The 13728-nt window shown below is 33.6% G+C and carries 12 protein-coding genes; 4 read left to right on the plus strand and 8 right to left on the minus strand.

What is annotated here, in order from left to right; genetic code table 11:
• Positions 1 to 61 precede the first annotated feature (61 nt).
• On the minus strand, positions 62 to 2911 hold the full coding sequence (gcvP, locus tag FUA26_RS09935) for an aminomethyl-transferring glycine dehydrogenase (RefSeq protein WP_147135224.1): 2850 nt from the start codon (positions 2909 to 2911) through the stop codon (positions 62 to 64).
• Between the two features lie 120 nt (positions 2912 to 3031).
• Between gcvP and FUA26_RS09940 the strand changes: the two genes are divergently transcribed.
• On the plus strand, positions 3032 to 3868 hold the full coding sequence (locus FUA26_RS09940; RefSeq protein WP_147135226.1) for a UbiA prenyltransferase family protein: 837 nt from the start codon (positions 3032 to 3034) through the stop codon (positions 3866 to 3868).
• Here the strand turns inward: FUA26_RS09940 and FUA26_RS09945 are convergent.
• The 5 genes from FUA26_RS09945 to FUA26_RS09965 all read right to left on the minus strand — a co-directional run bounded on the left by FUA26_RS09945 (position 3865) and on the right by FUA26_RS09965 (position 8687).
• Positions 3865 to 4125 carry a hypothetical protein gene (locus tag FUA26_RS09945; RefSeq protein WP_147135229.1) on the minus strand — a complete coding sequence of 87 codons (261 nt, stop codon included), beginning with the start codon at positions 4123 to 4125 and terminating at the stop codon, positions 3865 to 3867. The two genes, FUA26_RS09940 and FUA26_RS09945, sit on opposite strands and share 4 nt — an antisense overlap.
• 11 nt (positions 4126 to 4136) lie before the next feature.
• A complete protein-coding gene (locus tag FUA26_RS09950; protein ID WP_147135232.1) occupies positions 4137 to 4688 on the minus strand; it encodes a sigma-70 family RNA polymerase sigma factor in 552 nt (183 codons plus the stop codon).
• Between the two features lie 77 nt (positions 4689 to 4765).
• Positions 4766 to 6808, minus strand: coding sequence for a M3 family metallopeptidase (locus FUA26_RS09955; RefSeq protein ID WP_147135235.1), 2043 nt, complete (start codon positions 6806 to 6808; stop codon positions 4766 to 4768).
• Positions 6809 to 6964: 156 nt separating this feature from the next.
• Positions 6965 to 7444: a 5-(carboxyamino)imidazole ribonucleotide mutase gene (gene purE, locus FUA26_RS09960; RefSeq protein ID WP_147135237.1), complete on the minus strand. Its 480-nt coding sequence runs from the start codon at positions 7442 to 7444 to the stop codon at positions 6965 to 6967.
• 88 nt (positions 7445 to 7532) lie between these two features.
• Entirely contained in the window at positions 7533 to 8687 is a 1155-nt protein-coding gene (locus FUA26_RS09965) for a 5-(carboxyamino)imidazole ribonucleotide synthase (RefSeq protein ID WP_147135240.1), read from the minus strand.
• A 266-nt stretch (positions 8688 to 8953) separates the two neighbouring features.
• On the opposite strand from FUA26_RS09965, the gene FUA26_RS09970 reads away from it, so the two are divergent.
• The 3 genes from FUA26_RS09970 to FUA26_RS09980 all read left to right on the plus strand — a co-directional run bounded on the left by FUA26_RS09970 (position 8954) and on the right by FUA26_RS09980 (position 11740).
• Positions 8954 to 10063, plus strand: a complete 1110-nt coding sequence (locus tag FUA26_RS09970; RefSeq protein ID WP_147135243.1) for an adenylate kinase — start codon at positions 8954 to 8956, stop codon at positions 10061 to 10063.
• Between the two features lie 77 nt (positions 10064 to 10140).
• Positions 10141 to 11139 (plus strand): GTPase ObgE, encoded by a 999-nt coding sequence (gene obgE / locus FUA26_RS09975; RefSeq protein WP_147135244.1) that lies wholly within the window; start codon positions 10141 to 10143, stop codon positions 11137 to 11139.
• Positions 11140 to 11218: 79 nt separating this feature from the next.
• The gene (locus FUA26_RS09980; RefSeq protein WP_147135247.1) at positions 11219 to 11740 is read left to right on the plus strand and encodes a DUF4136 domain-containing protein; all 522 of its coding nucleotides are present in this window, start codon (positions 11219 to 11221) and stop codon (positions 11738 to 11740) included.
• Here the strand turns inward: FUA26_RS09980 and FUA26_RS09985 are convergent.
• Both FUA26_RS09985 and FUA26_RS09990 read right to left on the minus strand, forming a co-directional pair.
• A complete protein-coding gene (locus FUA26_RS09985) occupies positions 11737 to 13155 on the minus strand; it encodes a M64 family metallopeptidase (RefSeq protein WP_246109118.1) in 1419 nt (472 codons plus the stop codon). The genes FUA26_RS09980 and FUA26_RS09985 overlap by 4 nt on opposite strands.
• A complete protein-coding gene (locus FUA26_RS09990) occupies positions 13155 to 13646 on the minus strand; it encodes a hypothetical protein (RefSeq protein WP_147135250.1) in 492 nt (163 codons plus the stop codon). Before FUA26_RS09990 ends, FUA26_RS09985 begins: the two co-directional genes overlap by 1 nt.
• Positions 13647 to 13728 lie beyond the last annotated feature (82 nt).

Raw genomic sequence — 13728 nt, forward strand, 5'->3', positions numbered from 1 at the left:
CCTTGTAAAAACAAAAAAGCAATTTTAATTACTTTTTTATTACGATGTTCAACAAGCAAAATTAAGCCTCTATATAGTCTTCTATAGGTGCGCAAGAGCATATTAAATTCCTATCTCCGTAGGCATCATCAACACGTCTTACGGTTGGCCAAAATTTATTATCTCTAAGGTAATCTAATGGAAAAGCTGCCGTTTCTCTAGAGTAAGGATAATACCACTCATTGGCGGTAATAACATCTAAAGTATGTGGTGCATTTTTTAATACATTGTTAGCATCATCTTTTGTAGTGTTATCAATTTCATTTTTAATAGAAATCATGGCATCACAAAATCTATCAATTTCGCCTTTGCTTTCACTTTCAGTAGGTTCAATCATTAATGTGCCCGCTACCGGGAATGATACTGTTGGGGCATGAAAACCGTAATCCATTAAGCGTTTTGCAATGTCTGTTACTTCAATACCATTTGCTTTAAAAGGTCTGCAATCTACAATCATTTCATGTGCAGCTCTACCGCGTTCACCTGAATATAGTGTGTTAAAATGACCATCTAACCTGTGTTTTATGTAGTTGGCATTTAAAATAGCCATTTTAGTAGATTGTGTTAAACCCTCAGCGCCTAACATTTTTATATAGCCATATGAAATTAAGCATGCTAATGCAGACCCAAAAGGGGCAGCTGAAATAGCAGAAATAGCTTTTTCGCCACCAGTTTTAAATAATGGATTACCAGGTAAAAATGGTGCTAACTGTTTGGCAACACAAATTGGGCCAACACCTGGGCCACCACCACCATGAGGTATTGCAAATGTTTTATGAAGATTTAGGTGACAAACATCGGCACCAATGCTGCCCGGGTTTGTAAGACCTACTTGCGCATTCATATTAGCTCCGTCCATATATACTTGTCCGCCATTGTCATGAATTATTTGTGTTATTTCTCTAATGGCAGATTCAAACACACCGTGTGTTGAAGGGTAAGTTACCATTAAAGCTGCTAAATTATCTTTATGCTTAATGGCTTTTTCTCTTAAATCTTCAACATCAATATTACCTTCTTCAGTAGATTTTGTTACTATAACTTTCATACCCGCCATAACAGCACTTGCAGGATTTGTTCCGTGTGCAGATGATGGAATTAAACATATGTTTCTGTGGCTTTCATTACGAGATTCATGGTATGCTTTAATAACCATTAGGCCAGCAAATTCACCTTGAGCACCAGAGTTTGGTTGTAATGATGTAGCAGCAAAACCTGTAATTTCAGTAAGTTGGTTTTCTAAAGCTTTTAAAACTTTTCTGTAACCACGCGCTTGTTTTTTAGGTGCAAAAGGGTGTATGTTTCCCCATTTAAACCAACTTAGAGGTAGCATTTCAGCAGCTGCATTTAATTTCATGGTGCAAGAACCCAATGAAATCATAGAGTGGTTTAATGATAAATCTTTACGCTCTAATGTTTTTATATAACGCATTAACTGCGTTTCAGAGTGGTGTTGGTTAAATACTTCTAACTCTAAAAATGGTGTGGTTCTTTTTACTGAAGGTTCTATATTATTAGCTGGTGTTGCTTCAGAAACTATAATAGGCTTTTTGTTTGCCGCCTCAGCAAAAACACTAATTAAATAATTTATATCACGTATTGATGTAGTTTCATTAATGGAAATGGTAACCGTGTTTTTATCGGGGTAACAAAGATTTACTTTTTTCTTTGTAGCTATCTTTTTTATTTTGATAGCTTTAGTTTTTATTTGAAGCGTATCAAAAAATGATGTGTTTACTTGGTTATAACCAAGTGTTTCTAAAATTTCGGCTAATTTTGATGCTTTATTATGTACTTTATTGGCTATAAACTTTAAGCCTTTTGGCCCGTGAAATACAGCATACATACCGGCCATTACAGCAAGTAAAACTTGTGCAGTACAAATGTTTGATGTGGCTCTGTCTCTTTTAATATGTTGTTCGCGGGTTTGTAAAGCCATTCTTAGCGCTCTGTTTCCATTGGCGTCTTTGGTTACACCAATAATACGTCCAGGAATATCACGTTTATACGCTTCTTTTGTGGCAAAATAAGCTGCATGCGGCCCTCCATAACCCATTGGTATACCAAAGCGTTGCGTGGTGCCTACAACAACATCGGCACCAAAATGACCAGGCGCTTCTAGTTTTACTAAGCTTAAAATATCGGCAGCTACAGCTACTTTAATTTGCGCGCTTTTTGCATTTTCAATAAACGATTTAATATCGGTTATTTGACCGTCTCTTCCGGGGTATTGTAAAATAGCTCCAAAAAATTCTGAAGAAAAATCAAATGACTCTTCATTACCAATAACCAATTCAATACCAATAGGGTTTGCTCTGGTTTCTAACAAAGAAAGTGTTTGCGGTAAAATATTTTCAGAAACAAAAAACTTATTTACACCAGCTTTTTTTTGTTCACGTTCTCTCACCGCAAAAAGTAAACTCATAGCTTCGGCAGCAGCCGTACTTTCGTCTAATAAAGAAGCATTGGCAATTTCCATACCTGTAAGTTCAATAACCATGGTTTGAAAATTTAAAAGAGCCTCTAAACGACCTTGAGCAATTTCGGCTTGATATGGAGTGTATGCGGTGTACCAACCCGGATTTTCTAAAATATTACGCTGAATTACAGCAGGCATAACGGTTGGGTGATAACCTAAACCAATATATGTTTTATAAGCTTTATTCTTTTTTGAAACATCATGAATATGAAGTAAATACTCATGCTCGGTCATTGGCTCGTCTAAATTTAGAGGTTTTTTTAAACGAATATCGTCTGGAAGCGTTTCGTAAATTAACTGATCTAAAGACTCTAAGCCTAGGGCGTTAAGCATTTCTTGTTGGTCTGTTTCATTAGGACCAATATGACGTAAAGCAAAAGCGTTTGTGTTCATTTAATTTCAAATTGTTAAATAATTCGCAAAAATAAGTAAAATTTAAAGGGTTTTGTTGCATAAAATGGAAAGTTTTTAACTATTTGAAGGTGTTGTTAACAGTTTAATTACTTTTGTTTAATGCAATATTTTAAACAGCTTTTAAATTTTTATATAAATAGTAGTGTTCACGTAGCTTTATCGGTGTGCGCATTAGCGCTTGTTACGTTAATAGAGTTTAGCATTTCTACAGATATTGTGTTGTTACTATTTTTGTTTTTTGCCACCATAAGTGGTTATAATTTTGTGAAGTTTTTTGGGATAGCTAAATTTCATCATAGGCGTTTAGCAAACTGGTTAAAGGCTATACAAGTGTTTTCGTTTTTTTGTTTTGTTTTTATGTGTTACCACGGTAGCCAATTGCCTGCCCAAACGCTTGTGTATATTGCTTGTTTTGGTGTAGTTACTTTTTTTTATGCTATACCGTTTTTACCAAAACATTTATTTGTTGATAACCAGCAAAACTTAAGAAGTATTGGTGGCTTAAAAGTGTATTTAATAGCATTGGTTTGGGCTGGTGTTACCGTTTTATTACCAGTAATTAATAATGCTTTTAGTGTTACTACAACTGTTGTTTTAACAGCTTTACAGCGTTATATTTACATTATAGTATTAATGTTACCTTTTGAAATTAGAGATTTACAGTTTGATAGCGTAAAACTATCTACTATACCGCAAAAAATAGGCATAAAGCGTACTAAAATAATTGGAGTGTTATTATTAGTATTAATAGTTGTTTTAGAGGTTTTTAAAACTGAAAAGCAGTTAATACACACATTGGTTATGTTGCTTATACTGCTAATTACATTACTGTTTTTGTTGTTTGCCAAAAAGCAACAAACTAAATACTATAGTGCGTTTTGGGTTGAAGGAATACCTATTTTGTGGGGTGTAATTCTACTGTTTTTAGCAAACTAACTAGCTTGGTTTTTTATAGCCTTTTCAAGTTCTTTTTTCATGTTTTCTTTACACTCTGGTGTTAGGCAATCAACATTAGCTTCATTAATTTTTTTAGTTAGTTTGGTATTGCGCTTGTAATATGCTCTGGTTACTCTGCACCAAGAAAGTCTTAGGTTAAGTTTTATTTTATCAAATAAACTAGCCTCATTATATTGTGCCTTGTCACATAAATGTTGCGCTTCATCACAGCTTACAAATAAAAAGCTCTTCTTCATATTTTCCATTATTAAAACCAGTTTTTTTCTAGGCAATCGGCCATAGCAGTACGTGCTCTGTGTATAATTACCCATAGGTTAGACGGTGTAATGTTTAGTTCATTACAAATGGTTTCTGTTTCATAGCCTAAAATGGTTTTCATTTTAAAAACATCGGCTTGTTTGCTAGGTAGTTTGCCTAAGCAATTATGTATGGCATTACCAAGCTCATTGTTTTGCATGTCGTCTTCGGCAGTTTTATCAAACGGATCTGCTACGCGTTCTTCTAACCAATCACCTTCGGTTTCAGCATCATTGTAACTCATTCTTACTTCGGCCTTACCTTTGTTAGAATTTATTTTTCGGTAATAATCAATAATTTTTCTTTTAAGAATACTAATAAGCCAAGTGCGCTCGCTGGCTTCTCCTTTAAAGTTTTTCATTGATTTTAAGCCCGCCAAAAATGTATCTTGTACAAGGTCTTGCGCAATGACTTTATCATTTACACGGGTTATTGTGTAATTGTAAAGATAGTCGGAATATAAATCGATCCACTTATTTGGATTAATTTGATGATTGGGCATATTGCTTGTTTTCTTTTATCAAAAGTATAATAAAAAAATGAAATGGTTTAAACATAGAATATACAATACAAAAATTGTTATTTCTTCAGTAACCCTGCCCGTTTTAATAAAGCTTCTGGTTTTGGTTCTTGGCCTCTAAAGCGTTTGTAGAGTGTCATTGGGTTTTCGGTGCCGCCTTTGCTCAAAACGTTATCTTTAAATTTATTGGCAACTTGTTTATTAAAAATACCTTCTTGTTTAAAATATTCAAAAGCATCAGCATCTAAAACTTCAGCCCATTTATAACTATAATAACCTGAAGAATATCCGCCCTGAAAAATATGTGAAAAAGCAGTACTCATACAGTTTTCTTCTACTTCAGGATATAGTTTTGTGTTACTAAAGGCTTTGTTTTCATGCGCTTTAACGGTTGTTATTTTTGATGGGTTTTCATTGGCATGCCAACTCATATCTAACAACCCAAAACTTAATTGACGCAGCGTTTGCATACCTTCATGAAATGTTGCAGAATCTTTAATTTTTAAAACCAAATCCATTGGTATAACTTCGCCTGTTTGGTAGTGTGTAGCAAATAGCTCTAACGCTTCTTTTTCAAAACACCAATTTTCCATTACTTGACTTGGTAGCTCTACAAAATCCCAAAATACACTGGTGCCTGATAAACTTGGGTAAGTAGTGTTGGCTAACATACCGTGTAGTGCATGACCAAATTCATGAAAAAGTGTAGTTACTTCATTAAATGTAAGTAATGATGGTTTGCTTTTTGTTGGTTTTGTGAAATTACAAACTATAGATATATGTGGCCTTGAGTTTTCACCATTTTTAATGTATTGTGGTTTGTAAACCGTCATCCACGCACCGTTTCTTTTTCCTGGTCTTGGAAAAAAATCGGCATATAAAATGGCAACATAATCGCCGTTGGTGTTGGTTACTTTGTATGTTAAAACATCAGTATGGTATTTGTCTATAGTATCAATTTCTTCAAAATGTAAATTGAATAATTTTTTAGCTACTGTAAATGCGCCCTCAATTACATTTTCTAATTTAAAGTAAGGTTTTAGTTTTTCATCATCTAAACTGAAAAGTTTTTGTTTTAATTTTTCGGCATAATAAGCACCGTCCCATTTTTGTAGTTGCTCAATACCATCTAAGTTTTTAGCAAATTCTTGAAGGTTTTTAAATTCTTGAGTTGCTGCTGGTTTAGCTTTTTCTAATAATTCGTTTAAAAAATTTGATACATTCTCTGGGGTTTGCGCCATTCGTTCTTCTAAAACAAAATGAGCGTGTGTTTTGTAACCTAAAAGGTTGGCGCGTTGGTGCCTTAGTTTTACAATGTTTAAAACAATTTCTTGGTTGTCTAAACTGTTGTTTTTAAAACCTTTGCTACCTGCTGCTAAGCTTAGTTTTTTGCGTAGTTGTCGGTTATTTGCGTAGGTTACAAAAGGGATGTAGCTTGGGTAATCTAAAGTGAAAAGCCAACCTTCTTTATGTTTGCTTTCGGCTAATTGTTTTGCGGCTTCAATTGTACCTTCGGGTAAACCACTTAAGTCTTTTTCATTGGTAATTAACATTTCAAAGGCATTAGTTTCAGCTAAAACATTTTCGCCAAATTTAAGTTTTAGCTTGCTTAACTCTTTGTCAATAGCTCTGAGGCTTTCTTTTTTTTCTTCAGAAAGATTAGCACCGTTTCTAGAAAAACCTTTATATTTTTTATCAAGTAAGGTTTGTTGTTCAATGGTTAAATTTAAAGTATCTTTAGCATTGTAAACGGTTTTTACACGTTGGAATAAAGCTTGATTTAAAGTAATATCATTACTAAATTCAGAAAGTAAAGGCGATACTTCTTGAGCTATTTTTTGAATAGTATCATTAGTTTCAGCAGAGTTTAAATTGAAAAATATACTAGAAATACGGTCTAATTGTTCACCTGAAAAATCTAAAGCTTCAATAGTATTTTCAAATGTTGGAGCTTCAGAATTATTAACTATGGCATCAATTTCAGCTTTAGCTTTTTTTATAGCTTCTTTGAAGGCAGGAAGGTAAAAACTATCTTCAATTTTTGAAAACGGAGCTGTGTTAAAAGGTGTATTGAAGGTTTCAAGTAATATTTTATAAGACATAATTTCAAGTAAAATGTTAAAGTTTAGTTATTATGCATGCATAATAAAAAAAAGTTATATATTTGCACCCGACAGATTTTTGCGAGTGACTAACTCATAAGGATTATATGTTAATAGCTTGAAAACCTCGAATTTTTATTCGAGGTTTTTTTATGGCTATAAATCTTTAGCAGATTCGTTTACTTTTATTTTTAATCCTTCTTTATAGGCTATAATTTTATCTAAAACACAGGTGTCATGCGCTCCAATAATTTGAGCAGCTAGAATACCAGCATTTTTAGCGCCGTTTAAAGCTACTGTAGCAACAGGTACACCACCAGGCATTTGTAGAATAGATAAAACAGAGTCCCATCCGTCAATTGAATTGCTGCTTTTTACAGGCACACCAATAACAGGTAAAGGTGATAATGAGGCTATCATACCAGGTAAATGTGCAGCACCACCTGCACCAGCAATTATTACTGAAAAACCACGCGAGTGCGCATTTTTTCCGTAGTCAAATAACTTTTCGGGAGTACGGTGTGCAGATACTATATCTACTTCAACTTCAATATCAAACCCTTTTAAGATGTCTATAGCATCTTGCATAACAGGAAGATCACTTTTGCTTCCCATAATTACGCCTATTTTACTCATAACTAAATTTTAAGTTCTAAATATTCAAACATTAAATTTTAAATTTACTTGGGCAATTTTTAGTAATTTAATGGTTGTTTATTGTAATTTATTCGCTTATTACTTTAATGGATTTTTTAACTTCTTCGGCAACACGTCTGGCTTCATTTAAATTTTCATTTACAATGGTAACGTGCCCCATTTTTCTAAACGGTCTGGTTTCTTTTTTTCCATAAATGTGCGGTGTAACGCCATCCATTTGCATAATGGTTTCAATATTTTGGTATACCACATTGCCTGTAAAACCCTCAGCACCAACAAGGTTTACCATAACGCCACCAACTTTACTATCGGTTCTGCCAAGAGGTAAATTTAAAATGGCACGTATGTGTTGCTCAAATTGTGATGTGTAACTAGCTTCAATAGTTTGGTGCCCAGAGTTGTGAGGTCTTGGGGCTACCTCGTTAACCAAAATGTCATCATTTTCAGTTTGAAACATTTCAACGGCCAAAAGCCCAACATGGTTAAATGCTTCAGATACTTTTAAAGCAATATCTTTAGCTTTTTTTGCTACGTTATCATCAATTCTTGCCGGACAAATTACGTACTCAACTTGGTTGGCTTCAGGGTGAAATTCCATCTCAACCACTGGGTAACTTTTAACGTCACCATTGGCACTACGGGCAACAATAACAGCTAATTCATTTTTAAAGGGTACCAATGTTTCGGCTATACATTCTACGTTTGGTAAATTTTGTAAATCATCAAGTGTTTTAACAATTTTTACACCTTGGCCATCATACCCAAATTGGGCACTTTTCCATACAAAAGGCAGTGTTAATCCGCCATGATTTATGGCTTCTTTAATTTCTGAAGTATAAGCAAAGCGTGTAAAAGGAGCTGTTGGTATGTTATTATCAACATAAAACAATTTTTGTTTTGCTTTGTTTTGTATGGTACGTAGTGTTTTTGCTGCGGGGTAAACTTGTATGCCTTTTTTTTCTAAAGCTTCTAAAGCATCAACATTTACATTTTCAATTTCAATAGTTAATACATCAACTTGTTTTCCAAAGTTAAAAACGGCATCGTAATCCATTAAATCACCAAGTGTAAAATTGTTGCAAGCTAATTTACTTGGAGCCTCTGGGCTAGCATCCATTACGTTGGTTTGTATATCAAACTTTCTAGTGTTGTAAAGCAGCATTTTACCTAATTGACCGCCACCTAAAATACCTAGTTTAAAGTTAGAAGAGAAGTAGTTCATTACTATTTTTTTTGTGAAACTGATTTAAGTTATGCAAAAGTACATGAATTTTTTCATTCAGAAATTCTTAAAACCGAATGAAAACATTGTAAATAATGCGCATTATATTGCCATAAAACTAAAATTTACGCAATTATTACACACATTTTTTTTGGGTTAATTATAAAAATGTACTTAAAAGTTAAAAAAAGGATTCTAAAACGTAATTCAAAAACCTAAAAAGGTAAATCATTTAATTATCTTTGCTGCTTTAAAATAAGTTTAGGGTGGTAAAATTACATAACAAATATTTTAAACCGTTTATTACTGCAAATCAAATTGATACAGCTATTGATAAATTGGTTGAAGAAATAGCAAACGATTTAGGAGACGAAATACCTGTTTTTATAGGCATACTAAACGGCTCTTTTATGTTTACAAGTGATTTTGTGAAAAAATATCCAAAACCATGCGAGGTTACGTTTATTAAACTAGCATCATATGAAGGCGTAAAATCTACCGAAGATATTCAGCGTTTAATAGGTTTAACACAAGATTTAACTGGGCGTACAGTTGTTATTTTAGAAGATATTATTGATACTGGTAATACCTTAGCCGAAGTGCATCGTATTTTTCAAAATGAAAACGTTAAAGCATTAAAAATAGCTACCCTTTTTTACAAACCCGAAGCTTATAAAAAAGACTTTAAACTACATTATGTTGGTATAGAAATACCTAATAAATTTATTGTTGGCTATGGTTTAGACTACGATAATTTAGGTAGAGATTTACCAGAAATATATCAAATAAAAGAAACACAACACATGACAAATTTAGTGCTATTTGGCCCTCCAGGAGCAGGTAAAGGAACACAAGCAAACTTTTTAAAAGAAAAATACAACTTAGTTCATATTTCAACCGGTGATGTTTTTAGGTTTAATATTAAAAATGAAACAGCGCTTGGAATGCTTGCAAAATCATACATTGATAAAGGTGAGTTAGTGCCAGATCAAGTAACTATTGATATGTTAAATGCCGAGGTTGAAAAAAATGCCGATGCTAACGGTTTTATTTTTGACGGTTTTCCACGTACTGATGCCCAAGCACAAGCTTTAGATACATTAATGGATTCTAAAGACTCTTCAATTAACGCAATGATAGCTCTTGAAGTTGATGATGAAGTTTTAGTACAGCGTTTACTTGAAAGAGGTAAAACTAGCGGAAGACCTGATGATGCTGATGAATCTATTATTAGAAATCGTATTAAAGAATACTACAACAAAACAGCTATTTTAAAAGATTATTACTCTGCACAAAATAAATACTACGGTGTTAATGGCGTAGGTAGCATTGAAGATATTACAAAACGTTTAAGTACAGTAATAGACGCGTTATAGTAAACGTTTATTTGTTTAGTTGTTTAAAGTGCATATACGACTAAACGACTTAACGCAAAACAAATAAACATAGATAAATGACAGAAGGAAATTTTGTAGATTACGTAAAAATGTATGTTTGTTCTGGTAAAGGCGGACAAGGGTCTGCTCACTTACACAGAGAAAAATATATTGAAAAAGGTGGCCCCGACGGAGGCGATGGTGGTCGTGGTGGGCATGTTATAATACGCGGTAATGAAAACTTATGGACATTACTACACCTAAAATTTAAAAAACATATACGTGCTGGCCATGGTGAACATGGAAGTAAAAGTAGAAGCACCGGTGCCGATGGTGAAGATGTTTACATTGATGTGCCTTTAGGAACCGTTGTTAGAGATACTGAAACTAATGATGTGCTTTTTGAAATTACAGAGCATGAACAGGAGCGTATTATTGTTGAAGGAGGTAAAGGTGGTTTAGGTAATTGGCATTTCAAATCGTCTACAAATCAAACCCCCCGATATGCGCAACCAGGAATGCCAACGCAAGAAAAATACGTTACTATTGAGCTTAAAGTATTAGCCGATGTTGGTTTAGTAGGTTTCCCTAATGCGGGTAAATCTACATTGCTATCTGTAATAACATCAGCAAAACCTAAAATAGCCGATTATGAGTTTACAACCCTAAAACCTAATTTAGGTATTGTGAAATACCGAGACTATCAAACCTTTGTAATGGCAGATATTCCAGGTATTATTGAAGGTGCTGCTGAAGGCAAGGGCTTAGGGCATTATTTTTTACGCCATATTGAGCGAAATTCAGTGTTGTTATTTTTAATTCCTGCCGATGCAGATGATATTAAAAAGCAATATGATATTTTACTTGATGAACTTAGGCGTTACAACCCAGAAATGCTAGATAAAGAGCGTTTTATAGCAATATCTAAAACTGATATGTTAGATGATGAGCTTAAAGCTGAAATGAAGCAAGAGCTTGATAATAATTTACCAATTCCGTATATGTTTATTTCATCGGTGGCACAAAAAGGCATTACAGAGCTTAAAGATATACTTTGGAAAATGCTAAATGATTAATATTTCACAATCAGAGTCAATTATAAAAAAAGGCATTGGAATAATTTTTGATTATCTTTAAATTAAAAATTAGCTAAAAATGAAACATATACAAATACTTCTGCTTGTATTTTTAATAGTAAGTTGCGCGCCAATTAGAGTGAATTATGATTATGAGCGCACTACTAATTTTTCAAAGTACAAAACCTACCAGTATTTTGGTGACATGAAAACGGGTTTAAGCGCATTAGACACCAAACGTTTTTTAGATGCTTTTGATGCTAAAATGACCGCTTTAGGATTTTCAATTTCTGAAACCCCTGATTTTTTAATTGATATAAAAAGTGCCGAATTTCAAGGAACACCAAGACAAAGTGTGGGGGTTGGTTTAGGTGGCGGTGGCCGTAATGTTGGTGGTGGCGTATCAATTGGTATACCCATTGGGCAACCTAATGTAAGCCGCCAAATTACTGTTGATTTTGTTGATGAAAAAGGTATTGGTTTATTTTGGCAAGCTGTTAGTGAATCTAGTTTTAACCCAAACGCATCACCAGAAAACAGAGAAGCACGCTTAAAAGCTATTACCGATAAAATTTTAGCGGGTTACCCGCCAAAGCCTTAGTGTTTTACTACTTTTTTACTTGCAATAAGTGTATTGTTTGCATAAATGTTAGCAATGTAAATTCCTGTTTTTAAATAACTTGTGTTAAGTTGGGTTGAAGTATTTAATTTTTTTGATATAATTTTTTTACCATCAATTGTATTTAAAACTACACGTAATGTTTGGCTGTTATTATTTTCAATAGTGAAATTTAAAAACTCATCAGTTGGGTTTGGAAACATTTTTATTTTAAAACTATGGCTACTGCTAGAAATAGTTTCAACACCCAAGGCACTGTAATTTATAGTCCAATTCACATTGTAAATGTGAAACGTTTCGTGGTTATCAACCTTAAGCATATTAGAATTATCAGTAACGGTTACTGAAAGCGTGTTGTTACCTTCACTTAAATTAGTTTCATTAATAGAAACGTCATCAACATTGTTGGCATAATTAACGTTGTTAAGTGTCCAAACACTTTCTAAAGTATTAGGTATTGGTTTAATTAAATTAAGCTGAAAATTTAATGGAAAGCTTAATGCTTCTAAAGTAGTTTCTTCAGGGCTAAAACTTTCAATAGGCGTAATAAGGCTATGTGTTTTTTCAATCATCCCTTCTTTACAAACGGCACAAAAAGGTTTGTTTAAAACTTCCATTTTGCACTCGGCATGTCTTGGTTTATACCATAATGAAGCATTGCCATTGCCCGTATGCTGGTGTATGCCAATATTATTAGTACCAATCCAGTTTTTCCATTTTACAGTGTTAGGGTTTGTATCTTGAGTCATGTTTATGGCTTCGGCAGCCAATTCATCTCCAGGATAATATTCGTCTTTTAAATCAAAAAGTGAATGTCCTAATTCATGAACAGCAATTTCTAACGAACTTGAACCCGTTGAAGCCATTGGAAATTTACCACCGCTACCGCCATAATAAGGCGAGTTTACAAGAATAAGTGCTTGGTCATAGGTGGGAAAATTGTTAGCTAAAACAGTTTCTATTTTAGCTTGAGTATTATTGGCGCTAAGTCCATCAATTTCATAGTACAGTAAAAAATGATTCCCAAAAGCGTCATAAGTTGCATTAAAATACGTGTCTACTGTTTGTGTGGGAACTGGCCAACCAGATTCATGAGCAACGTTACCAGTGCCTGGGTGGTCTGCGCCACTTTCATTTGAAGGTACTTTTACAGCATACACATTAAAATAATTAGCATATTCTAAAAAAGGCGATTGGCTAAAAAGGTAATTGCTAAAGTTTGTAGCATCTAAAATAAACGTGTTTAGCTCTTGGGTTTGGTAGCCTTCACTTAAAATAACTAAGTTTATACGTGTGGTATTATCTCCAGCTATTTTTATAGCTTCAACATCAAAATTTTGAGCAAAACCTGGTGCCAAACTTATAAATATAACAATAATATGTAGCAGATGTTTCACTAGTTAGTTGTAGTTGTAATTAATGGTTTTGATTTTTTGTTTAATGTATCAATTTCAAAAATACTTAAATAATGCACATTAGTGTATGCTGGGAACCGTAATGTGAATGATGTTTTTGTTAGCTGTACATGTTGGGTTTGTAGTTGCTTATTATCGTTAATATATTCCATATGTTTCTTTAACGGATTTTTTATACTGAATTGTTTAAGCGTGCGCCCTTTTTTATTTAGTAAGTTACAAAGCAAATCTCCTTGGGTGCCATTATTTAAAAGGGTATTTTGTTTGGGAGCGCCTTCGGTTTCAATTTTATTAATTAAGCTAATATGTTTGCCATTATTAGTTTGCGTAATATTAAAATTTATAAAAAGCAGCTTTGGTTTACCGTTTTTAGTAAGGGTTGGTGGCTCAATATTTTTACTTGCGCATGCCGTTATGCTTAATAACAACCATGAGTTAAAAAAAAGAGAAAATAATAAAGTGGGGCGTTGCATAACACAAAGTTACTAAAAACCGTTAAGTGTTGTTTGTTAAAACTACAGAAGCTCCTTTTTTTAAGAGCTTCTGGTTTTGTTG

It is taken from the genome of Seonamhaeicola algicola, assembly GCF_007997385.1.
Lineage (GTDB): Bacteria > Bacteroidota > Bacteroidia > Flavobacteriales > Flavobacteriaceae > Seonamhaeicola > Seonamhaeicola algicola.